The organism is Mycobacterium sp. (assembly GCF_044223235.1).
Classification (GTDB): domain Bacteria; phylum Actinomycetota; class Actinomycetes; order Mycobacteriales; family Mycobacteriaceae; genus Mycobacterium.
In genome coordinates, this window is sequence record NZ_JBGAME010000019.1 from 81,696 (window position 1) to 105,944 (window position 24,249).

General features: G+C 67.7%; 23 protein-coding genes and 3 pseudogenes. 15 read left to right on the top strand and 11 right to left on the bottom strand.

Going from position 1 to position 24,249, the window contains the following annotated elements; all coding sequences use genetic code 11:
* Window positions 1-64: 64 nt before the first annotated feature.
* A complete protein-coding gene (locus tag ADBZ6K_RS19855; protein WP_526349835.1) occupies window positions 65-988 on the bottom strand; it encodes a family 2A encapsulin nanocompartment shell protein in 924 nt (307 codons plus the stop codon).
* Window positions 989-1,281: 293 nt separating this feature from the next.
* Here ADBZ6K_RS19855 and ADBZ6K_RS19860 point away from each other — a divergent pair, with 293 nt between their 5' ends.
* Entirely contained in the window at window positions 1,282-2,589 is a 1,308-nt protein-coding gene (locus ADBZ6K_RS19860) for a thioester domain-containing protein (RefSeq protein ID WP_526349837.1), read from the top strand.
* 30 nt (window positions 2,590-2,619) lie between these two features.
* Here the strand turns inward: ADBZ6K_RS19860 and ADBZ6K_RS19865 are convergent, their stop codons facing one another.
* Together ADBZ6K_RS19865 and ADBZ6K_RS19870 are read right to left on the bottom strand one after the other, a co-directional pair.
* Entirely contained in the window at window positions 2,620-4,632 is a 2,013-nt protein-coding gene (locus tag ADBZ6K_RS19865) for a glycoside hydrolase family 15 protein (protein ID WP_526349839.1), read from the bottom strand.
* Window positions 4,633-4,698: 66 nt separating this feature from the next.
* A complete protein-coding gene (locus ADBZ6K_RS19870; RefSeq protein ID WP_526349885.1) occupies window positions 4,699-5,904 on the bottom strand; it encodes an FAD-dependent oxidoreductase in 1,206 nt (401 codons plus the stop codon).
* Between the two features lie 98 nt (window positions 5,905-6,002).
* Here ADBZ6K_RS19870 and ADBZ6K_RS19875 point away from each other — a divergent pair, with 98 nt between their 5' ends.
* From ADBZ6K_RS19875 to ADBZ6K_RS19910, 8 genes are all read left to right on the top strand, one after another.
* Complete coding sequence (locus ADBZ6K_RS19875; RefSeq protein ID WP_526349841.1) at window positions 6,003-6,200, top strand: hypothetical protein; 198 nt, start codon at window positions 6,003-6,005, stop codon at window positions 6,198-6,200.
* Window positions 6,201-6,327: 127 nt separating this feature from the next.
* Window positions 6,328-6,423 (top strand): Ms4533A family Cys-rich leader peptide, encoded by a 96-nt coding sequence (locus tag ADBZ6K_RS19880; RefSeq protein ID WP_526349843.1) that lies wholly within the window; start codon window positions 6,328-6,330, stop codon window positions 6,421-6,423.
* 116 nt (window positions 6,424-6,539) lie between these two features.
* Window positions 6,540-7,562 (top strand): sulfate ABC transporter substrate-binding protein, encoded by a 1,023-nt coding sequence (locus ADBZ6K_RS19885; RefSeq protein ID WP_526349845.1) that lies wholly within the window; start codon window positions 6,540-6,542, stop codon window positions 7,560-7,562.
* The gene (gene cysT, locus ADBZ6K_RS19890; RefSeq protein WP_526349847.1) at window positions 7,559-8,434 is read left to right on the top strand and encodes a sulfate ABC transporter permease subunit CysT; all 876 of its coding nucleotides are present in this window, start codon (window positions 7,559-7,561) and stop codon (window positions 8,432-8,434) included. The genes ADBZ6K_RS19885 and cysT overlap by 4 nt, the downstream gene beginning before the upstream one ends.
* The gene (cysW, locus tag ADBZ6K_RS19895; RefSeq protein ID WP_526349849.1) at window positions 8,431-9,249 is read left to right on the top strand and encodes a sulfate ABC transporter permease subunit CysW; all 819 of its coding nucleotides are present in this window, start codon (window positions 8,431-8,433) and stop codon (window positions 9,247-9,249) included. The genes cysT and cysW overlap by 4 nt, the downstream gene beginning before the upstream one ends.
* 36 nt (window positions 9,250-9,285) lie before the next feature.
* Entirely contained in the window at window positions 9,286-10,305 is a 1,020-nt protein-coding gene (locus ADBZ6K_RS19900) for a sulfate/molybdate ABC transporter ATP-binding protein (protein ID WP_526349851.1), read from the top strand.
* 120 nt (window positions 10,306-10,425) lie between these two features.
* Window positions 10,426-11,469 carry a sulfate/molybdate ABC transporter ATP-binding protein gene (locus tag ADBZ6K_RS19905; protein ID WP_526349853.1) on the top strand — a complete coding sequence of 348 codons (1,044 nt, stop codon included), beginning with the start codon at window positions 10,426-10,428 and terminating at the stop codon, window positions 11,467-11,469.
* 73 nt (window positions 11,470-11,542) lie between these two features.
* A complete protein-coding gene (locus tag ADBZ6K_RS19910; RefSeq protein WP_526349855.1) occupies window positions 11,543-12,526 on the top strand; it encodes a magnesium transporter CorA family protein in 984 nt (327 codons plus the stop codon).
* Window positions 12,527-12,554: 28 nt separating this feature from the next.
* Here the strand turns inward: ADBZ6K_RS19910 and ADBZ6K_RS19915 are convergent, their stop codons facing one another.
* From ADBZ6K_RS19915 to ADBZ6K_RS19950, 8 genes are all read right to left on the bottom strand, one after another.
* Window positions 12,555-12,824, bottom strand: a complete 270-nt coding sequence (locus ADBZ6K_RS19915) for a metal-sensitive transcriptional regulator (RefSeq protein ID WP_526349857.1) — start codon at window positions 12,822-12,824, stop codon at window positions 12,555-12,557.
* A gap of 32 nt (window positions 12,825-12,856) precedes the next feature.
* Entirely contained in the window at window positions 12,857-13,711 is an 855-nt protein-coding gene (locus ADBZ6K_RS19920; protein WP_526349859.1) for a sulfite exporter TauE/SafE family protein, read from the bottom strand.
* A gap of 1 nt (window position 13,712) precedes the next feature.
* A complete protein-coding gene (locus ADBZ6K_RS19925; protein WP_526349861.1) occupies window positions 13,713-14,315 on the bottom strand; it encodes a rhodanese-like domain-containing protein in 603 nt (200 codons plus the stop codon).
* Window positions 14,315-15,511 (bottom strand): NAD(P)/FAD-dependent oxidoreductase, encoded by a 1,197-nt coding sequence (locus ADBZ6K_RS19930; protein ID WP_526349863.1) that lies wholly within the window; start codon window positions 15,509-15,511, stop codon window positions 14,315-14,317. The genes ADBZ6K_RS19925 and ADBZ6K_RS19930 overlap by 1 nt, the downstream gene beginning before the upstream one ends.
* 19 nt (window positions 15,512-15,530) lie before the next feature.
* Window positions 15,531-16,928 (bottom strand): MBL fold metallo-hydrolase, encoded by a 1,398-nt coding sequence (locus tag ADBZ6K_RS19935; protein ID WP_526349865.1) that lies wholly within the window; start codon window positions 16,926-16,928, stop codon window positions 15,531-15,533.
* A 179-nt stretch (window positions 16,929-17,107) separates the two neighbouring features.
* Complete coding sequence (locus ADBZ6K_RS19940) at window positions 17,108-17,839, bottom strand: sirohydrochlorin chelatase (RefSeq protein WP_526349867.1); 732 nt, start codon at window positions 17,837-17,839, stop codon at window positions 17,108-17,110.
* On the bottom strand, window positions 17,818-18,528 hold the full coding sequence (locus ADBZ6K_RS19945; protein ID WP_526349869.1) for a phosphoadenylyl-sulfate reductase: 711 nt from the start codon (window positions 18,526-18,528) through the stop codon (window positions 17,818-17,820). The genes ADBZ6K_RS19940 and ADBZ6K_RS19945 overlap by 22 nt, the downstream gene beginning before the upstream one ends.
* Window positions 18,525-20,210, bottom strand: a complete 1,686-nt coding sequence (locus tag ADBZ6K_RS19950; protein ID WP_526349871.1) for a nitrite/sulfite reductase — start codon at window positions 20,208-20,210, stop codon at window positions 18,525-18,527. The genes ADBZ6K_RS19945 and ADBZ6K_RS19950 overlap by 4 nt, the downstream gene beginning before the upstream one ends.
* Before the next feature lie 381 nt (window positions 20,211-20,591).
* Here ADBZ6K_RS19950 and hemW point away from each other — a divergent pair, with 381 nt between their 5' ends.
* From hemW to ADBZ6K_RS19980, 6 genes and pseudogenes are all read left to right on the top strand, one after another.
* On the top strand, window positions 20,592-21,797 hold the full coding sequence (gene hemW / locus ADBZ6K_RS19955; protein ID WP_526349873.1) for a radical SAM family heme chaperone HemW: 1,206 nt from the start codon (window positions 20,592-20,594) through the stop codon (window positions 21,795-21,797).
* Between the two features lie 114 nt (window positions 21,798-21,911).
* Window positions 21,912-22,022, top strand: a pseudogene (locus ADBZ6K_RS19960) (hypothetical protein); the annotation flags it as partial.
* A gap of 136 nt (window positions 22,023-22,158) precedes the next feature.
* Window positions 22,159-22,362, top strand: coding sequence for a hypothetical protein (locus tag ADBZ6K_RS19965; protein ID WP_526349875.1), 204 nt, complete (start codon window positions 22,159-22,161; stop codon window positions 22,360-22,362).
* Between the two features lie 486 nt (window positions 22,363-22,848).
* On the top strand, window positions 22,849-23,226 hold the full coding sequence (locus ADBZ6K_RS19970) for an acyltransferase domain-containing protein (protein ID WP_526349877.1): 378 nt from the start codon (window positions 22,849-22,851) through the stop codon (window positions 23,224-23,226).
* A gap of 161 nt (window positions 23,227-23,387) precedes the next feature.
* A pseudogene (locus tag ADBZ6K_RS19975) lies at window positions 23,388-23,816 on the top strand (hypothetical protein); the annotation flags it as partial.
* Between the two features lie 285 nt (window positions 23,817-24,101).
* Window positions 24,102-24,249, top strand: a pseudogene (locus ADBZ6K_RS19980) (lysine 6-monooxygenase); the annotation flags it as partial.

A 24,249-nucleotide genomic window follows, 5' to 3' on the forward strand; every position in this document is an offset into this window, starting at 1 on the left:
GGATTTTTTCCCGTCGCTTCGCTCGCCCCGGTACGTTTTCCCGTCGCTTCGCTCGCCCCGGAACTCACTCGTATTCATGGATCTGGTCCACCGCCGCGTCCTCGAGCACCGCCAGGGCGTCGTCGGTCAGCACCGCCAGCGACGTGTACAGCGTCACCAGGTAGGACGCGATCGCCGACCGGTTGATGCCGGTGAACCGCACCGAAAGACCCGGCGCCTGCTCGCCGACCAGACCCGGCTGGAACAGGCCGACCACACCTTGGCGCTCCTCACCCGTGCGGATGAGGATGAACTTGGTCTTGCCGTCCTCGACCGGCACCTTGTCGCTCGGGACGATCGGGATGCCGCGCCAGGTGATGAACTGGGCGCCGAACAGGCTGACCACCACCGGAGGCACCCCGCGGTAGGTGGCTTCCCGGCCGAACGCCGCGACACCCAGGGGGTGGGTCAGGAAGAACCCGGGTGTCTTCCACACCTTGGTGATCAGCGCGTCCAGATCATCGGGTGTCGGCGCACCCGCCAGGGTCTGGATCGTCTGTTCCGGTGTCACCTGCGACAGCAGGCCGTACTCGGGGTTGTTGATCAGTTCGGATTCCTGACGCTCCTTGATCGTCTCGATGGTCAGGCGCAGCTGCTGGGCGATCTGGTCGTGCGGGCTGGAGTAGAGATCCGATACGCGGGTGTGCACGTCGAGCAGGGTGGAAATGGACCGCAGCGTGTACTCGCGCGGGCTGGTCTCGTAGTCGACGTACGTCTCCGGCAGCGGCTCCTCCGAGCCGGCGCCCTCCTCGGCGTGGATCGCCACCTGCTCTGGGTTGACGACGCGGTTCACCCGGTAGATGCCCGCCTCGACCGGCACCCAGCCGAGCAGGTGCAGTAGGAATCGCGGTGTGATGGTGGACAGTTGGGGAACTGTCTTGGTGGCGTTGGCGAGCTGCCGTGCGGCGTGATCACCGAGTGCCTGGGATTCGTTCTGTGCCGACGTCATGTAAGTCCTCCCGACAGGGTCTGGTCGGACCCATCATTGACGACCACCATGCCAGTTGCAGAGGTTTGTTATGGGCCGTGATGTAAAAGTCGTGCGTGCGGGATCGGCACCCGATGCCGTATGGTAGGCGGCATGCAGCAGACCGCCGAGCCGCGCATCGTCTCCACGCGCAGCATTGTCGTGCATTTCTGTTGTTGTTGATTTTCTGACGCCGTAGTTCCTGCGTTCCAGCCCGCCCTTCTTTAGCGGTGTGCTGTTCGCGCTGCTCGCTAGCCCCAGAAAGTCAACCCGCCATGTCAGTTGTCGCGTTTCCCGTCCTTCAGCCGCTGCCACGCCGCGCCGTCGTCTCCGTGCGGCGGCGAGTGCAGCCGCGGCCCGCCGCCGACATCACCCGCATCACGCGCTACCGCGGCGGCACCTACTCGCACACCGTCGACTCGGTCACCTTCACCGACGGGACCCGCGCGCGCACCGACCTGATCAGGCTCAATCCGGGCATCGAGGCGTACTCGCTGGACTTCACCGGGGTCGCGCCCACCCAGCCGTCGCAGTACCGGGTCGAAACCTGGCGCGCACTGCCCAACCTGCGCGCACACGCGTACGAAGCTGAGGTGGACTGGATCCTGCGCAACTCCTACCCGACCCTGCGTACAGCCGAGCTCAGCCGTCGGCTGCGCGCCGCGGGTTACCCGCTCGGCACCGCCAACATCGCCGAGCACGAGGCGATCGCAGGCACCCAGGCGGCGATCTGGTATCTGACCAACGGGATGGAACTCGACAACCGGCCGCTGGCCAACCCCACGCGCGTCGCCGACACCCGCGACGGCGTGGTCTTCGAGTTCGACGGTCCTCGCGAACTGGGCGGCTACACGATCGACTTCGTCGCGGACGGCGAGGTGACGCTGATCTGGCACAAGTCCACCGACGGCGAGACCTGGCGCGAGATCGCTGCTTCGCGCCTGACCGTTGGCGAAGGCCGCCACCGCAAGTCGTTCGGTGTGGGCACCACGGTGTCGTCGATCCAGCACGGCCGTGGGGGTAGCGGGTATCCGTTCTACCGGCTGACGATCAGCACGCCGCGCGGTCGAACCGCGACCGTGACCGACGTGGGATTCTGGCTGCACGGCTCGGGCGCATTCCGCAACGCCGACCGGATCGTGCACCTGTACAACTACTTGCTCGATGGGGCGCGGCGGGCCCGCGCGCGCACGGTGGCTCCGAACCTCGACAGCTCGGCCGCGATTGTTAGTGGTGAGCTCATTGGACCGCTGCGCCTGCGGGCCACCGAGTCGGCCGCGCTGGCCGTGACACCCGATTCGCGGGGCGAGATCGTGGATGCCGACGGCGTCGCGATCACCGAAGCGATCGTTCCCGGCCAGGAGTTCTATCTCCGCGTGCCCTACGGCCGCGGGTCGGTGTCCCTCACGGCGACCGTGCCGGGCACCCCCGACGGCCACGGCGGTCGGGTGCTCACCGGCGTCGCCCGCGACGAGCGGTCCCACCGCTTCACCCCGCTTGCGCTCGCGATGCCCGCCAAGCTGGTGGTGGAGTTCGACGTCACCGCGGGCGGGTCGGCCGCAGACTCGCGCGCTCGTGCGTAGGGGCGCGATCTACGGCGTTATCCACGACATCTACATCGGGGCGTTGGCCGGCTGGAAGACCCCGGAGCTGTCGGCCTCCTCCTCGGCGCGGATCACGTGCACGACGGCGTTGATCAGCGCCAGGTGGGTGAACGCCTGCGGGAAGTTGCCCAGGTGCCGCCCGGTACGCGGCTCGATCTCCTCCGCGTACAGGTGCAGCGGGCTGGCGAAGGACAACAACCGTTCGCACAGATGCTTGGCGCGGCTGACCTCGCCGATCTCCACCAGAGCCGACACCAGCCAGAACGAGCAGATGGTGAACGTCCCCTCCTCGCCGGACAGGCCGTCGTCGGTCTCCTCGACGCGGTAGCGCAGCACCAGGCCATCTTCGGTGAGCTCATCGGCGATGGCGATGACCGTGGCCCGGATGCGCGGATCGTCCGACGGGAGGAACCGGGTCAGCACCGCCAGCAGCAGCGACGCGTCCAGCGCGTCGTCGCCGTAGCGCTGGGTCAGCACACCGCGGGCGTCCACCCCGTGAGCCAGGATGTCGGCCTTGATCTCCTCGGCGACCACCCGCCACTGCTGGGCGTAGCTCTTCTCGCCCTGCAGCTCGGCCAGTTTGGCCCCGCGGTCGAGCGCCACCCAGCACATGATCTTGCTCGAGGTGAAATGCTGCGGCTCGCCGCGCACCTCCCAGATGCCGCGGTCGGGCTCGCGCCAGTGCTTGATCGCCTCTTCGACCTGCTCCTTGAGTACCGGCCACAGCTGGTCGGACATCTGCTCGCGGGACTTGGAGTGCAGGTACACCGAGTCGAGCATGGTGCCCCAGATATCGTGCTGGCGTTGGTTGTACGCCCCGTTGCCGATGCGCACCGGCCGCGCCCCGTCGTAGCCGGACAGGTGCAGCAGCTCCTCCTCGACCAGGCTGCGTTCGCCGCCGACGGCGTACATCACCTGCAGGGGGTGGCGTTGGCCGTTGTTGGCGCCTGACACGTCGGCGATGAACGCGAAGAAGTCGTCGGCCTCGCGATCGAGCCCCAGGGTGTAGAGCCCCCAGAGGGCGAACGTCGAGTCGCGCACCCACGCGTAGCGGTAGTCCCAATTTCGTTCGCCCTGCGGCGTTTCCGGCAAGGACGTGGTGCTGGCTGCCAGCAGGGCGCCGGTCGGGGAGTAGGTGAGGCCCTTCAGCGTCAGGGCGCTGCGCTGTAGGTACGACCGCCACGGGTGGTCGGGGAAGTCCCCGACGTTGATCCACTGCCGCCAGCACTCGCTGGTCTTCCACATCTTCTCGGCGGCTTCCTCGTAGGTTTGCGGCGCCGGGTGTTTCGACCAGCTCAGCGCCACGAAGACGTTGTCGCCTTCGTTGAGCCGGGTGCGGGCGCGGGCCTCGCGGCCTTCCAGCCCGATCCGCAGGTTGGTGGTCAGTCGCAGGGTGGGATGCGAATCGGGATCCTTGTGCGCCCGCGCGATCGCCTCGCCGTAGGCCTGGGCGGAGTATTCCCAGCCCGCGCTGACCCGGTGGTAGTCGAACGACGGTTCGCAGTTCATCACCAGCTCGACGGTGCCGCTCACGCAGCGCACGGTGCGCAGCAGGATGTGCTCGGCGTCCCAGTCCATCGGGGTGCGCCGGTGGGTGCGCGAGCGAGTTTCCAGATCATGCCAGGGGCCCATCACCAGCGCGTCGCGCACGATCAGCCAGCCGGTGTGAGTCTGCCAGGTGGTCTCCAGGATGAGGCTGCCCGGTAGGTAGCGACGCGCGGCGGGTACCGACACCCCGTAGGGGCCGAGGCGGAAGTGGCCGGCACCGCGGTCCAGGATGGCGCCGAACACGCTGGGGGAGTCCGGCCGCGGCACGCACAGCCACTCCACCGAGCCCGCTGAGGAGATCAAACACGTTGTCTCACAATCCGAGAGGAACGCGTAGTCGGCGATCGGCGGGAAGGGGTTCCGCAATGACCCACTCGAGGCGTGGTGCACAGGTGCCGCGTCGGTGCTCGGCCTCCCCGCTTGATGGTTGCCCTGGGCGGCCTCATCGGTGGGTTCAGTGTGTTGCAGGACCATCCGCACATCATCGACCGCCGGTGCGCTCGCCGTCTACTCGTGCGGACGGTAGGCAGACGGCGCCGGTCAGCGACGTGCGAACGCGGGTGTGCGCTGCGGGAACGGGCCGATGGCCACGGCGTAGCCGAACACCCGTCCGACGATCCCGCGCAGCAGCGGGCTGCTGTTGAAGTACCGCAGCGCCGCGGGCGTCTGGGTCCGTCCGGTGCCCGACACCGCCACGGCGACGACCCGGTCGTGCGCGACCCGCTGCGCCGACTGGACCAGCACCGTCGGCACCCACCGGCGCGCCTGGACCAGCGCCAGGTCGCGGGTGGACACCCGGCCCGCCCGGAGCGGACCGGCCAGCATGCCCGCCGCGGCGACGGCATCGGCTATCGCCAGGTTGATGCCCACTCCGCCCACCGGCGACATCGCATGAGCGGCGTCGCCGATAAGCAGCAGTCCGTCTTCGAACCACCTGCGGAGGCGGTTGAGCTGAACGTCGAGCAGTTTCACGTCGTCGAACGAGGTGAGGGTGTCCACCCGGTCGGCAAGCCAGGGAACCAGCCCGGCGATCCGGCGCTGCAGACTGCCGATACCCTCGGCCCGCAGCTGCGCATCGGCTCCTTTGGGGATGATGTAGGCGATCTGGAAGTAGTCGCCGCGGTCGATGGCGGCGACCATGTGCCCGGTCTCGAGCACCCCCGCCAACCCGGCCGGGTCGTCGGCCGACCTGGGCAGCCGGAACCACCACACGTCCATCGGTGCGCCGAAACTCCTGGGCGTCAGCCCCGCCGCGGACCGCAATGTCGACCCGCGGCCGTCGCACGCCACAGTCAGCGCCGCTCGCATCTCGGCGATCTGTCCATCGGCTCCGCGGTAGGTCACGCCGGTGACCCGGCGGTCGGTCCGCAGGGGATCTTTTGCTCCTCGCGTCCGCAGGGGCCCCAGCACCTCGGTGTTGCGCATCAGGGTGAACGTCGGTTCCTCGGCCGCGGCCCCGGCCAGCAGCTCCAGGAAGTCCCACTGCGGCACCAGCGCAATGTGCTTGTGCGGTCCGGGAATCCGGCTGATGTCGAATTCGACCGCGGTGCCGCGCACCTGTAGTCGCAGGGAGTCGATCAGGCGGTGCGGGATGTGCTGGAACCGCCCGCCCAGACCGAGTTCGTCGAGCAGCCGCAGCGTGCTGGCGTGCACGGTGTCGCCCCGGAAGTCGCGCAGGAAGTCGGCGTGTTTCTCCATCACCGTCACCCGCACGCCGGCCCGCGCCAACATGAGGCCCAGCATCATGCCGGCGGGGCCGCCGCCGGCGATGACGCAGTCTGTAGTTCCCGTGCTTCCTGTGTTGCTGGGCACCAACCCATCATCGCATCGCATAGTCTGGCCGGATGGACGCGATCCTGAGCTGGTGGGACGGCGTCGAGTTGTGGCTGTCCGGGCTGGGGTTCGCGGTCCAGACGGCCATCGTCATGCCGGTGGTTCTTGCGCTCGCCTACGGGATCGCGCTGGGGCTCGACGGTGCGCTCGGGCAGGGTGTGCGACTTCTGCGACGCGCTCGGCGCGCGACCGAGGACGAGGGGGAATAGCGGGCATGCCCCGGTCCCGGGTGACGCTGATCCTCATCATGCTGGTGCTGCTGGTGATCGTGATGTGGTTGTTCGCCCGCTGACGCTCGAGTCTGCACGATGCCGAGAGTCTGTTAGGCTTCGCGCCATGCAACAGGCGTCCGGCGTTATCGAGGGCCATATCCTGGTCCTCATCGCCGTGGGCACTTCTGCCGTTGCCGATGTCGCTTGTTGTTGTTGCTGACCCCAATCCCCGTCCGCGGTGTGGTGTCGGTAATGGCTGTCGTTTAGTCGTGAGCTGACTGTTCCGTTCGGGCGGACGGGGTTTCCCGTCATTCCGCCTCGAACGAAAGGTCACCGATGTTCCCCAAGGTCAAGTCCGCCAAGTGGTGGCGATACGCCGCCGCGCTGTCCGCAACGGCGACGCTGGTCGCCGGCTGTGGCGGCGGCGCCAGCGACGTCGCAGGCGAGACCGGCGGATCCGATGCACACACCACGCTGACCCTGGTCGCCTTCGCGGTGCCGGAGCCCGGCTGGGCCAAGGTCGGACCCGCGTTCGGCGCCACCCCCGAGGGCGAGGGTGTCAACGTCACCGCCTCCTACGGCGCATCGGGTGACCAGTCGCGCAGCGTCGAATCCGGCAAACCAGCCGACATCGTGAACTTCTCGGTCGAGCCCGACATCAGCCGCCTGGTAAAGGCCGGCCTGGTCGACGAGGACTGGAATGCCGGAGCCAACAAGGGCCTACCGTTCGGTTCGGTGGTGAGTTTCGCTGTCCGCCAGGGCAACCCGAAGAACATCCGCGACTGGAACGACCTGCTGCAGCCGGGCGTCGAGGTCATCACCCCCAGCCCGTTGAGTTCAGGGGCGGCCAAGTGGAACCTGTTGGCGCCGTACGCATATGCGAGTAAGGGTGGTCAGGATCCGCAGGCGGGCATCGATTTCGTCAGCAAGCTGGTGACCGAGCATGTCAAGCTGCGCCCCGGTTCGGGACGGGAGGCCACCGACGTGTTCCGGCAGGGCAGTGGCGACGTGCTGCTTGCCTACGAGAACGAGGCGCTCAACTTCGATCTCGAGTACGTCAACCCGCCGGAGACGTTCAAGATCGAGAACCCGGTCGCGGTGGTCAACACCAGCCAGAACCTGGAGAAGGCAACCGAGTTCGTCAACTACCAATACACGCCCGAGGCGCAGAAGCTGTGGGCCGAGGCGAACTTCCGTCCGGCCGATCCCGCGGTGCTCGCCGAGTTTGCCGACAAGTTCCCGGCACCGGCCAAGCTGTGGACCATCGCCGACCTGGGTGGTTGGGGCAAGGTCGACAGCGAGCTGTTCGACAAGGACAACGGCACGATCACCAAGATCTATAAGCAGGCGACCGGATGACCGCGGTCATCGAACCTAATCCCGAGGCCAGCAGGCCCGACCTGGATCCGGGCGAGCCGGCGGGCCGTTCGGGGTCCAGACGCATCGACGGGGCGTCGATTCAGGTCGGCGTCGCGGTGGTGTGGCTGTCTCTGATCGTTCTGCTGCCGTTGGCCGCGATCGTGTGGATCTCGGCCAAGGGTGGCTGGGACGCCTTCGTGTCGGCGGTGACGTCGCCGTCGGCGCTGGCCTCGTTCCGTGTGACGCTGACGATCTCGGTGACCGTAACGCTGGTCAACGTCGTCTTCGGGCTGCTCATTGCCTGGGTGTTGGTACGTGACGATTTCCCGCTCAAGCGGGTTGTCGACGCCATCATCGACCTTCCGTTCGCGCTGCCGACGATCGTCGCCAGCCTGGTGCTGCTGGCCCTGTACGGCCCGTCCAGTCCGGTGGGGATCCACATCCAGCACACGGCGTTGGGTGTCGGATTGGCGCTGGCGTTCGTGACGTTGCCGTTCGTCGTGCGCGCCGTGCAACCGGTGCTGCTCGAATTGGACAGGGACGTCGAGGAGGCGGCGGCGTCGTTGGGCGCCACCAACCTGACGATCTTGTTCCAGGTGATCCTGCCCGCGCTGGCACCCTCGCTGCTGTCGGGTGCCGGTCTGGCGTTCTCCCGAGCGATCGGGGAGTTCGGTTCGATCGTGTTGATCGGCGGTGCGATTCCCGGCGAGACCGAAGTGTCTTCGCAGTGGATCCGGACGCTCATCGAAAACGACGACCCGGCGGGTGCGGCCGCGATTTCCATCGTGCTGCTGTTGATCTCGTTCGTGGTGCTGTTCATCCTTCGGTACTTCGGCGCCAGGGCGGCCAAGCGGGAGGCGGCGGCGCGATGACGCTTTCCGTACCAACCCGCCTCGTGCTGCGGGTGGTCGCCCTGTTCTATGTTGTTGCGTTGCTGGTGGTTCCGCTCGGCGCGATCCTGTGGCGGACGTTTGCCCCGGGCTTCGGTGCGTTCTTCGCGTCCATCTCCACCCCGGCCGCCCAGTCGGCGCTGCAGCTTTCGCTGCTCGTGGTGGCCATCGTGGTGCCGCTGAACGTGATCTTCGGGGTCCCCACGGCGATCGTGTTGGCGCGCAGGAAGTTCCGTGGTAAGAACGCGTTGCAGGCCGTTATCGACCTGCCGTTCGCGGTGTCGCCGGTGGTGGTCGGCGTGGCATTGATCGCGCTGTGGGGTACCGCGGGTCTGTTCGGGTTCGTGCAGAACGACCTTGGCTTCAAGATCATCTTCGGATTCCCCGGCATCGTTCTCGCCAGCATCTTCGTCACACTGCCGTTCGTGATCCGCGAAGTGGAGCCCGTGTTGCACGAGATCGGCACCGATCAGGAGGAGGCGTCGGCGACGCTGGGCGCGACCGCCTGGCAGACGTTCTGGCGGGTCACCTTGCCGTCCATCCGGTGGGGCCTGACCTACGGCGTGGTGCTCACCGTCGCGCGCACGCTCGGCGAATTCGGCGCGGTGCTGGTGGTGTCGTCCAACCTGCCCGGTCAATCCCAAACCCTGACATTGCTCGTGCACGACCGCTACACCCGCGGCGACGACTACGGCGCGTACACCATTTCGACCGTGCTGATGGCGGTCGCGATCACCGTCCTGATCGCCCAGATCGTGTTCGACGCCCAGCGCGCCCGCACCAGCACCGAAGACTGACCGGCCGAAAAACTGATCGAGGAGTATCTGCATCTCATGACCACCTACGCGATCGAGGTGAAGGGCGCCAGTAAGCACTACGGCGATTTCGCCGCGCTGGACAACGTCGACTTCGTCGTTCCCGCAGGCTCGTTGACCTCGTTGCTGGGGCCGAGTGGATCGGGCAAGTCCACCCTGCTGCGAGCCATCGCCGGCCTGGACAGACCCGATTCCGGCACCGTCGTCATCAACGGGCGCGACGTGACCAGCGAGCCGCCGCAGCGTCGCGGAATCGGTTTCGTCTTTCAGCACTACGCGGCGTTCAAGCACCTGACCGTGCGCGACAACGTGGCTTTCGGGCTGCGGATCCGCAAGACACCCAAGAACGAGATCAAACGCAAGGTCGACGACCTACTCGACGTCGTGGGACTCGGCGGCTTCAAAGATCGCTATCCCGCACAGTTATCGGGCGGTCAGCGTCAGCGCATGGCGCTGGCGCGCGCGCTCGCGATCGATCCCGAGGTGTTGCTGCTCGACGAACCGTTCGGCGCGCTGGATGCAAAGGTGCGCGAGGATCTGCGGCTGTGGCTGCGCAAGCTGCATCACGACGTGCACGTCACGACGGTGCTCGTCACCCACGACCAGGCCGAGGCGCTCGACGTGTCGGACCGGATCGCCGTGCTGAACAAGGGCCGCATCGAACAGGTCGGCTCACCCACCGAGGTGTACGACCAGCCGGAAACCGAGTTCGTGCTCGGCTTCCTCGGCGCAGTGTCGTCTCTGGACGGAGCCCTGGTGCGGCCGCATGACATCCGCGTCGGACGCAACCCTGAGCTGGCGTTCTCGGGCTTCAGCGAAGGCAACGGCACCAGCGTGATCGCAGCGACCATCGACCGCGTCGTGAAGCTGGGATTCGAGGTGCGCGTCGAGCTCACCGACAACACCACCGACTCGCCGTTCACCGCTCAGATCACCCGTGGCGACGCGGAGGCGCTCGGCCTCAAGGAGGGTGACACCGTCTACGTGCGTGCCACCCGCGTTCCGCCGATCGGACAGCCCAGCAGGATCACCGCCTGACGTGTCGCTCCCGGCGCGGTTCCGGCTACTCGCATCTTCGCGGGCTGTGTGCTTCTGTGGTGGTGATGCGCGCGTCCCAACGCCATGACCGCCGAGTAGCCGCCGAGGAGCCGTACCTTCATGACCAACGCGATTACCGTGACGGGCGCCAACAAGAGCTTCGGCGACTTCGCCGCGCTCGACAACGTCGACTTCGTTGTCCCCAAGGGTTCGCTGACCGCGCTGCTGGGACCCAGCGGCTCCGGTAAATCGACGCTGTTGCGTGCGATCGCGGGACTGGATCATCCAGACACCGGGACCATCACCATCAACGGCCGCGATGTCACCGGCGTGCCGCCGCAGAACCGCGGCATCGGCTTTGTCTTCCAGCACTACGCGCCGTTCAAGCACCTCACCGTGCGCGACAACGTCGCCTTCGGGCTGAAGATCCGCAAGCGGCCCAAGGCCGAGATCGCGGCCAAGGTGGACAACTTGCTTGAGGTGGTGGGGCTGACCGGGCTTCAGCGTCGCTATCCGAGCCAGTTGTCCGGCGGACAACGCCAGCGGATGGCCCTGGCGAGGGCCCTGGCCGTCGATCCACAGGTGCTGCTGCTCGACGAGCCGTTCGGCGCCCTGGACGCCAAGGTGCGCGAGGATCTGCGCGCTTGGCTGCGGCGGCTGCATGACGACGTGCACGTCACCACTGTGCTCGTCACCCACGACCAGGCCGAGGCGCTCGACGTGGCCGACCGGATCGCCGTGCTCAACAAGGGCCGCATCGAGCAGGTCGGGTCGCCGACGGACGTGTATGACAGCCCCGCCAACGCGTTCGTGATGTCGTTCCTCGGCGCGGTCTCGTCGCTCAACGGTGCCCTGGTCCGGCCACACGACATCCGGGTCGGGCGCAGCCCGCAGATGGCGATCCCCACCGACGACAACCGGGTGCAGCAGACGGGTGTGTTGCGAGCGACGATCGATCGGCTCGTGATGCTCGGTTTCGAGGTACGGGTGGAGTTGACGGCGGCGGCCAACAACGCCCCGTTCACCGCGCAGATCACCCGCGGGGACGCCGAGGCGCTCGGGCTCACGGAGGGGGACACCGTCTACGTTCGGGCGACCCGGGTGCCCGCACTGCCCGCCGAGGAGACCGCGCCCGGCACTGGGGAAGCGCTGACCACGGCCTGATTCGGGCGCCGCGCGCGATTGGAAAGTGCTATGAGTGGCTGATTACTCGGCGCGGGAGGCAGGAGGCCGCAGCATGGACGTCCGATTCCTCACCGCCGACGGCGTCGAATCGCGCGGCGCCGACGAGCTGCCGGACCTGTTGACCCGTGCCGACGGGCTGGTGTGGGTCGACGTACCGGTGTGGGACCAGCAGGCCGAGGAAACGCTGACGTCCACGTTCGGATTCCACCCACTGGCGATCCGGGACTGCGCGAACCGCAACCAGGTGCCGAAGATCCATCGATACCCTGATCACCTGTTCCTGGTGCTGCATGCACCGCAGCCGGGCGAGGGCGGCCATGTCCACTATGTCGAACTCGACCAGTTCATCGGTGACCGCTATCTGGTCACGGTGCACGGACCGCTCAACCCGGCCGTCGACCTGGCCGCAGCGATGGTCGAGGTGGACACCGTCCTCGGGCGGCTGGACGCGGCGAAGATCAGGCCCGCCAAGGGATTCGAGCTCTCCTACGCTCTGCTCACCGCGTTGACCGGCCGGCTGCGCGGGTACCTCGCCGAATTGACCAAAGACGTGTGGCGGCTCGAACAGCGGGTCACCGGTGGACATCTGGGCGATCCCGAGTCGTTTCTCGACGAGATGTTCCGGGCCCGCCACGGGCTGCTGACCGTCAGCAACATGTCGTCGCTGAGCCGCGAGGTCTACGGGCGGATGGTCACCATCACCGCGTTCGGACCCGGTGCGGGGCAATCGCTTCTGCAGGACGCGGTCGACCAATTCCACCATCTGTCTGTCATGGCGGACAGCCAGAAGGCGTACCTGCAGGGGACGATCGAGTTCTACCAGGCGCGGACCAACACCAAGATGACCGTCGCGGCGGAACGCCTGGCCGTGATCGCCGCGATCACGCTGCCGATCACCGCGTTGTCGTCGGTGCTCGGGATGAACCTGATTGTCAACGAGGAGACCCATTGGATGCTGCTGACATTCACGCTTGGCGTCATGCTCGCCATGTCGGCGACACTGCTGGTCTGGGCCAAACGCAAGGGCTGGTTCTAAGCGCGTCAGGCGGCCGAGGCGGCGTAGGTCATGCCAACGCGAGGAACAACTTCTCCAGTTCGTCGACGGTCATCTCGGGTGCTCCGTCTTCGGCGCTGCGGCCCACGCATTCCCGAAGGCCGGTCGCGACGATCTTGAACCCTGCTCGATCCAGCGCGCTCGACACGGCCGCGAGCTGGGTCACGACGTCCTTGCAGTCGCGACCCTGCTCGATCATCGATATCACACCGGCAAGTTGCCCCTGAGCACGGCGCAGCCGGTTCAGCACTGCGGCGATGGCGGCTTCATCACCCACCATGATGGCTCCTTTCATTTACCCTCGGGTTTCATTTACCCTCGGGGGTATAGCGCTCTCCACGGGCAGAATATGCCCATTCGACAGCTCAGATAGAGCACACCTACCAGGGCGGTCAGGGAAGCCGTGGTCAGGCCCACCACGGGATGAACCTCCTGGGCCAGGATCACTGACGCCATGACCAGCACGAACCAGCCGAAAGCCCGGCGCAGCACGTCCGGTTTCACCCGCCCGGTCAGCCGAGAGCCGATAAGCGCCCCGGCCACCGCCGCGGCGGTCACGGCGCCCGCCAGCCGCCAGTCGATCTGACCGCCGGTCAGGTGTCCGGCCAGGCCGGCGGCCGAATTCAGCGCGATCACCACCAGCGAGGTACCCACCGCCACCGGCATCGCCAGTCCGGCCAGCAATACGAGGGCGGGCACGACCAGGAAGCCGCCGCCGGCGCCGATGAGACCTGTGACGAATCCGACCGCCAGTCCTTCTGCGGCGATCTTCACCAGCGGCAGACGCGCGGGTCGTTCCGGGGGTCGGCGGTCGGATCGGCCGCGCAGCATGGCCACTGCGGTTGTGATCATCACGGCGGCGAACGCCACCAACAGTGCCGAGCCGGGGATGAACCTGCTCGTCACGCCGCCGAGAAAGGCCCCGGCCATACCCGCCGCAGCGAACGGCACCGCCGTGCGCCAGTCCACGCGTCCGGCCCATCCGTGCGAGACCGCGCCGACCACGCTCGTCACGCCGACCACCAACAGGGACGTGGCGATGGCAGCCTTGGCGTCCAGGCCGCCGACATAGGCGAGCAGTGGCACCGTCAGGATCGACCCGCCACCGCCGAGCAGGCCAAGGGAGACCCCGACGAGTACCGCCAAAGCGATGGTCAGCGCGGTCATGTCAGGACGCCGACTTTCTGGCGTCGACCAGCTGTGCCACCACCGCGCCGGCGTCGCATGTGGCGCCGCGGTTGTACGGCAGCCGTGCCAGCGCCATGCCCATCGCACACGTGTTGGTGACGGCGGCCGTCACCAGGCCTGCACCGAGGGCGGCAGCCGCCCATTTCAGTTTGGGCACCTTGATGCTTCCCAGGATGCCGGCAACCACCACCGACCCGGCAACCAGCCGGACCTGACGTTCCAGATCCCAGCGCTGTGCGCCCTGGCGGACGTCGAAACCGCTGTGCTGCCACGCGGTAATCCCGCCGGACAGCACGTGCACATTCGACAGCCCGGACTCGCGCAGGGTCTGTTCGGCCGTGCTGGCCCGCTGGCCCGATCGGCACACCAGCACGACGTCGTCATCGAGGTGTTCGACAATCTCGTGCCGGTGTTCGTGCAGCAGGTTCAGCGGTACGTTATAGGACCCGGGGATGTGCGCGGTCTCGAACTCCGCCGGCGTGCGGACATCGATGAGCCGCGGGGAGCGCCCCGCGCCGAGCGCCTCGTGCAGCGCGTATGCGTCCAGCGTTGGGGGAGTGGATATTTGGGAGTTGTTCTGCATCACGCCAGTCCCTTCAGCATCAGGTTCCAGTACAGGAACGGCAGTCCGTACTTCTTGAGGTACCAATAGGCGCGGTGCGGGCGAGTCGGGTCGAGCACCGGGAACGACGGCTTGAGGTCGAATGAGTAATCGAATTCGGCCAGCAACATGTCATGCGAGGACGTCACGATCGGGCACGATGCGTAGCCGTCATAGCTGGCTTTGGGTGGTCGGCCTCTTAGCACGGCCTCCACGTTGGCTACCAGAACCGGAGCTTGCTTGCGAATTGCCGCGCCGGTCTTGGAGTTTGGCGTCGACCCTGCATCACCCAGAGCGAAGACGTTCGGATAGCGCACGTGCTGCAGGGTGTGCTTGTCGACGTCGACATATCCGTTCGCGTCACCGGTGGACAGCGGCGAAGCCTTGACCCAGTCCGGCGCCGACTGGCGCGGCACCGCATGCAACACGTCGTAGGGCAGCGTCGTGGCGGTGCCGCCTTCGGCGACCGCGGTCACCTCCACCTTTCGACTCGCCGCATCGACCGAGGTGATCTCCGAATTGGTGTGCACGTGGATGCCGTAGTCGGCGGCCACCCGGTCGAGGTTGTCGGCGATCGCGGCGATGCCGAACGTGCGCGGTGTCGGCAGTACCAGATGCACGTCGATGTCCTTCAGCACACCTTCGCGGCGCCAGTAGTCGCACGCCAGGTAGGCGATCTTCTGTGGCGCGCCAGCACATTTGATCGGACCCGACGGCATCATGAACACCGCAGAGCCGGACCGGGTGTTGCGGATGACATCCCAGGTTTTCGGGGCGAGGTCATAGCGATAGTTCGAGGACACCCCGCCGCGTCCGATTGCATCCTGCAGGCCTTCGGTTCGGTCCCAGTCCAACTGGATGCCCGGGCAAACCACCAGTGCGTCGTAGCCGTAGACCGCTCCGTCTGCGCAGGTGACCTCGTTGTTGTCGGGGTCGATGGACGCCGCGGCGTTGCGGATCCAGGTTGCCTTCTTTGGCATGACCGAGGATTCGGCGCGACGGGTTTCACCCGCGGTGGCTTGACCAGCCCCGACCAGGGTCCACAGCGGCTGGTAGTAGTGCGAATCCGATGGCTCGATGACCGCGACGTCGGAGAGGCCCTTGCGAAGCACGCGGGCCGCCACGGTGACGCCCGCGGTCCCGCCTCCGATGATGAGGACTTCGTGGTGCTTCTTCATATTCGGGTTCCCTTCCGGCTCAGGCGTTCTGGACCGCTGGAGCGGTTTCGGCCCAGGCGTTGTAACCGCCCAGGATGTCGCTGACGTCGGCGAAACCGCGTTGCCGCAGCAGGCTGGCCGCCACCGATGACCGGTAGCCGCCGGCGCAGTAGACGACCGTCGGACGACCCGGGTCGAGTTCGGCAAGCCGGTCGGGAAGCTGACTCACCGGGATGTTGACCGCGCCGGGGATCATCCCGGCGTCGGTTTCGCCGGGGTTGCGCACGTCAACGATCTGCAGGTTGAGCACCGATGTGGTCCGCTCGCCGAAACCCGTCACGGTCAGCCGTGACGCGGTCTGCACGTCCTGCTGATGGTCGAACATCGCGCGGTCTGGGTTCTCGACGTAGCCGACCACCCGGTCGAAACCGATGCGCGCCAGCCGGTTCTTACCCTCGGTCTCCTGGCCCGGGTCGGTGAACAAAACGATGTCGGCGTCGGGCTTGACCACCGAGCCGGCGAACTCGGCGTAGCGGCCTTCCAGCCCGATGTTGACCGCGCCGCGCAGATGCCCAAGGGCGAAGTCCTCCGGGTTTCGGCCGTCGACCAGAATCGCGCCCTGGGCGACGGCGGTCATCGCCGCGTCGTAGCTCAACGGAGTTGGGGCGGCCTGTTCGTCGAGCAGTCGGCGGTCCTTGCGGTTGAGCACGGCGTCGTAGACGAAATAGCTCGGTGCTGGTGGCTGGCCTGCGGTGACCAGTTCGACGAAGGACGCCTTGTCCGGGGCGCGCAGCGCATAGTTGGTGCGTTTCTGTTCGCCCATGGTGGAAACCAGGTCGGCCGACAGGTTCTTGCCGCAGGCAGACCCTGCCCCGTGCGCCGGGTAGACCCGAGTGCCGTCGGGCAGCGTCATCAGCTTGTCGTGCAGTGAGTGGTACAGCTTGTCGGCCAACTCGTCGCGGGTGAAGCCGATGGAGGCCAGCAGATCGGGGCGCCCGACGTCACCGATGAACAGGGTGTCGCCGGTGAGGACGCCGTAGGGCGCGGCATCGGTGGCGTGTTCGTAGACGACGATGCTCATCGATTCCGGGGTGTGTCCCGGGGTGTGCCGGAATTCCAGGGTGACCCCGGCTTCGTCGCCCAGCTGATAGCGCTGACCGTCGGCAACGCCCATGAAGTCGAACTCGGGCTCGGCCACGTCGGAGTACACGATCGTGGCCCCGGTGGCGTCGGCCAACTCGAGGTGCCCCGAGAGAAAATCGGCGTGGAAGTGGGTCTCGATGACCAGTTCGATGGTCATGCCCATCTCCTCGGCGTCCTTGAGGTATTCCGAGACGTCGCGCTGCGGGTCGATCACCACGGCCCGACCCGAGGATTCGTCGCCGATCAGGTACGACGCATGGGACAGGCAATCCAGGTAGTACTGGACGAATTTCATCGCTCCACCTTTCGATAGATACCCATAGGGGTATATGTCAACGTAACCGAATATACCCCCAGGGGTATAAAGGTCAAGGTGACGAAAGTCCCTACTTGGGTGGACTTTGGCCGCGCGTGCGCGCTCTCGCCTGGCTCAGCGCACGCTGGTGCGCAACGAAGGATGGGGAAGTGGAACTGTCACGCCGCTTGCGGCGCGCTGATCATCGTCTCGTAGCGATCCAGCACGGTGGCCGCCACCAGACGGTGCGAGCCCAACGGCTCAGCCATCGCAATACCTTGTGCTGCGGCGAATTCGGCAACCCGATCGGTAATGACGCCGGGTGCCAGAAACCATGGTGCAATGACGATCCGGCGGGCGCCTGCGGACCGCAGTCGCAGCGTGGCTTCGGCCAGGGATGGCTGCGGACGGGTGGCAAGGGCAATGCGTGCGCCCACCCACTCGGTGCCGGCAGCGAGTGCCGAAGCCACCGAAGCGGTGTGCGCGTTGGCAATTGGATTCGAGGAGCCCACAGCCGCCACGATCACGCCGACGTGGCCGTCATATCGGGATACCCCGGCCTCGGCCAGTCGCTGGCGCAGCACGGCGAGTAGCGCCGGGTCCTCACCCAGCACCGGGGCCTGCAGAACGTGCGCACCGGAGGCCGCGACCATGGCCGGGATATCGATCCGGGCATGGTAGGCGTCGGCCAGCAGCATCGGGGTCAGCACGGCCGGACCGCGCAGGTCCGCCAGCACGGCAGCCAGGTTCGGCGCGATCTGCTCGCAGAACGCCACCCGTACGTCGAGTTCGGGCCGAAGCCGGCGGATCCGGCCCGCCACGGCGTGGGTCACCCCCGCTGACCGGGGATCGGCGCTGCCGTGCGCGGTGAGGACCAGGGTCGGTCGGATCACGACGCGTGCAGCCCGCATTCGGTCTTGGCCAGCCCCTGCCAGCGCCCGCTGCGCGGATCGGCGCCCGGCGCGGGCTTGGCCGTGCACGGCGCGCACCCGATCGACGGATAGCCTTCGTGGACAAGCGGATTGACGAGGATACCGTTCGCCTCGACGTAGCGTTCCATATCCTCGTCGCTCCACGCGGCCAGCGGGTTGATCTTGACGAGGCCGAATGCGTTGTCCCAGCTGATCAGCGGTGCGTTGGCACGCGTCGGTGCCTCCACCCGCCGCAGGCCGGTCACCCACGCGGAGTAGCCCTGTAACGCCTTGCTCAGCGGAGCGACCTTGCGCAGCCGGCAGCATTCGTTGGGATCACGCGAGAACAGATCCTTGCCGAGCAGCGCATCCTGTTCGGCGACGGTGCGCTCGGGCGTCGCGTTGACGATCGTGATGTCGTAGACAGCCTCGACGGCGTCGCGGGTGCCGATGGTCTCCACGAAGTGATAGCCGGTGTCGAGGAAGAGGACGCCAATGCCGGGGCGCACCTTCGCCGCGAGGTCGACGAGCACAGCGTCCTGCATGTTGGACGCCACGATGTAGTCGCCCGCGAAGTTCTCGTCGGTCCAACGGAGCAGGTCGATGGCGCTGGCGCCGTCCAGCTCGGCCGCGCCATGCTCCGCCAGCTGTCGTAGGTCGGACTCCGTCATCGATACGCTCCCATTCACCGCAGGTCGGCCTCGTCCGCTCGGACTGCCCATTGTGCGAAACGCTCGCCGTCTTCGCGTTGTTTCACGAAGTTGCGAACCACCCGCTCGATGTAGTCGCCGAGCTCGCTGGACAGCACCTTGTGCTGGCGCAGCTTGCGTCCGAATCCGCTGTCGAGGCCGAGGCTGCCGCCCAGATGCACCTGGAATCCCTCGACCGGCCCGTCGCCCTCGTCCACCATCTGGCCCTTGAATCCGATGTCGGCGATCTGGATGCGGGCGCACGAGTTGGGGCAGCCGTTGATGTTGATGGTCACCGGCACGTCGAGTTGGGCCCCGAGTTCGCTCGAGATGTCCTCCAGGCGCTTCTCCAGCTCGGGCACCAGCACCTGCGAACGCTTACGGGTCTCGGCGAAGCTCAGCTTGCAGAACTCGATTCCGGTGCAGGCCATCAGGTTTCGCCGCCAGTGCGACGGCGTCGACGGCAGCCCGAGCGCATCGAGGCCCGCGCGGAGCTCATCAAGCTTCTCATCGGCGACGTCGAGGATGATCAGCTTCTGGTACGGCGTGAACCGGATACGGTCCGATCCGGCGGCCTCGGCCAGATCGGCCACCTTGGTCAGGATGGTGCCCGACACCCGGCCCGCGATGGGGGCAACGCCGACCGCGTTGAGCCCGTTCTTGAGCTTCTGCACACCGACGTGGTCCAGCGGACGGGTCAGCGGCGTGGGCGCGGGACCGTCGATCAAGGGGCGCTTCAGGTACTTGGTCTCGAGAACCTCTCTGAACTTATCAATGCCCCAGTCCTTGATGAGGAACTTCAGCCGCGCCTTGGCCCGCAGCCGGCGGTAGCCGTAGTCGCGGAAGATACTGACGACGGCCTCCCACACGTCGGGGACCTCGTCGAGCGGAACCCATGCGCCGACCCGCTGGCCCAGCATCGGGTTGGTGGACAGCCCGCCGCCGACCCACAGGTCGAAGCCGGGCCCGTGTTCGGGATGGTTGACGCCGATGAACGCGATGTCGTTGACTTCGTGCACCACATCCTGCAACCCCGAGATCGCACTCTTGAACTTACGCGGCAGGTTGGAGTACTCCTTCTTGCCGATGTAGCGGCGCACGATCTCCTCGATCGCGGGCGTGCCGTCGATCACTTCGTCGAGTGACTCGCCGGCGAGGGGCGAGCCGAGCACCACGCGGGGGCAGTCGCCGCAGGCCTCGGTGGTCTGCAGACCGACCGCGTCGAGACGCTTCCAGATCTCGGGCATGTTCTCGACCTCGATCCAGTGGTACTGGACGTTCTCGCGGTCGGAGATGTCGGCGGTGTCGCGGGCGAACTCGGTGGAGATGCCGCCGAGGGTACGCAGCGCCTTCGCGGTCAGGGCGCCGCCGTCGCAGCGCACTCGCAGCATGAAGTACCTGGCCTCGAGGATGTCGATGTTCTCGTCGCCGGTCCAGGTGCCGTCGTAACCCTGCTCGCGCTGGGTGTAGAGGCCCCACCAGCGAAACCGGCCGCGCAGGTCACCCTTGTCGATGCTGTCGAAGCCGTTCTTGGCGTAGATGTTCTCGATGCGGGCCCGCACGTTGAGCGGGTTGTCGTCCTTCTTGGACTGTTCGTTGGCGTTGAGGGGTTCCCGGTAGCCGAGGGCCCATTGGCCCTCACCGCGGCGCTTGGGCGGTCGGGCCTTGGTCGGTTGAGTCATTGGGGTGGCTCCTTTGTGGAGCCGGAACGTGCGTCGTCACCGGATGGGCTGACCGGCGGCGCAGATCCGGCGGCCGGCTGAAGTGCGGGTGGGCAGGTCTACGACATCAACGGAAACAACAACAGCAGCTACAGACGCGCTTGAAGTCGACATGACGCCGTACCACCAGCGGGACACCAACGGTGGCTGAACGGGCGGCGATCACCTGTCCGATTCTGCCACGGCGACGCCCACATGCCCTAACCGGGCCAGATTTGGGCTCACGGTGAGTAAAATTCGCCAGCCCCGCTAGATCGCGTTTTGTGCAGGAGAAATGCGAGTGGGCCCCTGCCAGCATGCAGCCTGGCGGAGCACACGCCTGGCTCTGGGAAGATCGAAGGCGTGACGGTCCGTTCTGCGCCGGTTGCGCTGCCCGCGCTGGCGGCCACCCCGACGCGGCCGTTCGGCATCTATGTCCACGTGCCGTTCTGCGCGGTGCGCTGCGGGTACTGCGACTTCAACACGTACACGCCCGCCGAGCTGGGCGGTGCGAACCCCGACGGCTGGCTGGAGGCACTGCGCACGGAGTTGGGGCTCGCGTCGGCCCGCCTGGGCGCTCGGGTGTCGGATGTCGCCGCCGGGGCGGTTCCGGTCGTGGAGACGGTGTTCGTGGGCGGCGGCACCCCCTCGCTGCTCGGCGGTGTCCGTCTCGCGGCGGTGCTCGACGCGATCCGCGACCACTTCCCGCTGGCCGCGCGGGCCGAGGTCACCACGGAAGCCAACCCGGAGTCCACCTCTCCCGAGTTGCTCGGCCAGCTGCGCGCGGCGGGGTTCACCCGGGTGTCGCTGGGCATGCAGTCGATGGCGCCGCACGTGCTGGCGGTGCTGGACCGGGTTCACTCCCCGGGCCGCGCGCTCGCGGCGGCGAGGGAGGCGCTCGCCGCCGGGTTCGAGCACGTCAACCTCGACCTGATCTACGGCACGCCGGGGGAGGCCGACGACGACCTGCGGCGATCCGTCGACGCGGTCATCGAGGCGGGTGTGGACCACGTCTCGGCGTACGCCCTGGTGGTCGAGGACGGAACCGCGATGGCCCGCAAGGTGCGCCGCGGCGAGATCGTGCCGACCGATGACGAGGTGCTGGCCCGCCGCTACGAACTGCTCGACGCGCGGCTGCGCGCCGCCGGTCTCGACTGGTACGAGGTGTCCAACTGGAGCAGGCCGGGCGGGGAATGCCGGCACAACCTGGGCTACTGGGACGGTGGTGAGTGGTGGGGCGCCGGACCAGGTGCGCACGGTTTCGTCGACTCGGTCCGGTGGTGGAATGTCAAGCACCCCAACGCCTATGGGTCCGCCCTGGCGGGGGGTGCGCTGCCGATCGCCGACTTCGAGGAACTCGATGCCGCCACGCGGCATATCGAGGACGTGATGCTGCGCCTGCGGCTGCGCGCGGGGTTGCCGCTCACGATGCTGACCGAGGACGAGCGCCTGCGCGCACGTGACGTGATCGCCGACGGACTGCTCCAGGCGCACGACGGCAGCGTGGTGCTGACCGACCGGGGACGGCTGCTTGCCGATGGCGTGGTGCGCACCCTGTTGACCGACTGACGGTCGGGAAGCCCACCGCGTCCGCGGGGCCTATGCCAGGATGGGCGCCATGGCGCATGGGTTATTAGGCAAGGCTACCCACATTGATCGCCCGTTGGGCGCCGGATAGACCCGGTGGAACTGCGCGCATTGTCGACCGTCTATGGGCGTCGCGAGGGGGAACCCTGCCGGGTTGGATCGGTCAAACCCAACACGGGTCATCTGGAGGGTGGGGCGGGCGTCGTCGGGCTGATCAAGGCCGCGCTGGCGCTGCAGCACGAGGTGATCCCGCCGACCGCCGGTGTGCGCACCCTGACCTGCGCGGTGGACTGGCAGGCCAGCGGGCTGCGGGTGCCGACCGCACCTTCGCGGCCGCGATTGGGTGGCCAACCTGCGCGGCCGGGTGCGCTTCGCCGAGGCCGTCGCGGCCGCGACCGAAGACGGGCACCGGCTGTTCCTGGAGGTGTCGGCCCACCCGGTGGTGTCGCATTCGATCATGGAGACCGCCGAACACCTCGGCTGTCGTCGCTTCTGGTGTCGGCGCCGTCCAGGCATCGGCTGGGCCCCCAGGCGCGGGCGCTGGTGACGCACCTTCGCGGCCGCGACGAATCCCCTGGATCGGGTGGCGGCGACGCCTGTGAACACGCCGAGTACGAAACCCGCGAGGGCGGCCGTCGTTGCCGACCACCGCGATGACCTCCCCTTGCCGGCCGGGACGCCCTCGCCCGTGGGGTCCGCCTCCCGGCGGTCGTCACCGGCGCCATGGTACCCAACGCGTCGAACGGTGCCGTGGTGTTCTCCGGGCACGGATCGCAGTGGGCAGGCATGGGCCAGGAGTTGCTTGCGGGACGAACCCACCTTCGCCGCCGTCATCGGCGAGGTCGACCCGGTCTTCTCGGCCGAACTCAGTTCTACCAGCCGTGGCGCTGGCCGCCAGGTCGCCTGGGCGGCACCGACCAGGTGCGCAGGCGCTGACGTTCGCCGTGCAGGCCGGACTCGCCGCGGTGCGCGGGGACCGCGGCGTGACGCCCGCCGCGGTGATCGAACACTCGGTGGGAGAAGGTCGCCGCGTGTGCTGGCGGCCGAGGAATTGCTCGACCTGACCGAGGGCGCCGCCGTGGCATGCCACCGGGCTCGCGGGTTCCGGCGGGTTCCAGGGGACCAGGGCGATGGCCCTGGTCCGGCTGCCGATCGACGAGGCCGGCGGCGCCTGGACGGGCGCGCCGACGTGGTGGCGGCCATCAGCGCATCGCCGGCGTCGACCGTGATCTGCGGTGCCGCCGACGCCGTCGCGCAGGTATGCGGGACCTGGGCGCGGCAGGGTGTGACGGTGCGCAGCGTCGACACCGACGTCGCCTTCCACAGCCCGGCGATGGATCCGCTCACCACCGAGCTGGCCCGGCGCACCGCAGCCATCGCGCCGTCGAGCATCCCCGCCGTTCCCGTGTAACGACCGCGCTGGCTGATCCCCGGTCGGCCGCGCCCCACGACACGCTACTACGGTGGCCAACCTGCGCGGCCGGGTGCACTTCGCCGAGGCCGTCGCGGCCGCGACCGAACGGGCACCGGCTGTTCTGGAGGTGTCGGCCCCGCGGTGGCGTCGATTCGATCATGGAGACCGCCGAACACCTCGGTGTCGGCCATCAGGCGATCCCGGTGCTGCGTCGCGGGCAGCCCGGATGCAGTCGGTGGCCGCGGCGGTGGCCACTGCACTGCCACGGTGCCCCCGTCGTGCACGGGGTCACCGTCGCCGACCCGTGGTGCGCCGAACTGCCCGGCACCCAGTGGCGCCACCGGCGGTACTGGTGCACGCCCGCTGCGCCGCCAAGCCGAAACAGCCTGCACGACATCGAAAGTCACACGCTGCTGGGTGGCAGCACCGAGGTGACCGGCCGTGTCGCGTCGCGGGTGTGGCAGACGCGGCTGGAGATGGACACCCGGCCCTACCCCGGTGATCACCCCGTCGCAGGCACCGAGATCGTGCCTGCGGCGGTGCTGCTGACCACGTTCCTGGCCGCCGCGGGCACCGACCTGGCCGATGTGCGGCTGCGCATGCCGGTGGCCCCCGGGCGCGCCCGCGACATCCAGGTGGTGCTGCAGGACGGCGCTCTCACCTTGTCCTCACGGCTGGCCGATCCCGCCGTGCCCGACGGGCCCGATAGCGGATGGCTCACGCACTGCGCCGCCGCCGCGGCGCCCGCTGCGCAGCTGGACGACAAGCTCGACGGGAACGCCATCGCCCTGCGCTGTGCACGCACACTGCCGCCGACGCAGTCGTCGACACCCTGGCGGAACTCGGGGTGGCGGCCATGGGCTTCCGGTGGCAGCTCCTCCCGGGTCGCCGTGATCGGTGGTGGCGAGACCGCGGCATCGATGCTCAATGAGCTTTTCCGGCATCGGGTTTCGACCATCACCGTGATCTCACCGCAGGCCACGCTGTTCACCCGCGGGGAGAGCTTCTTCGAGAACACGC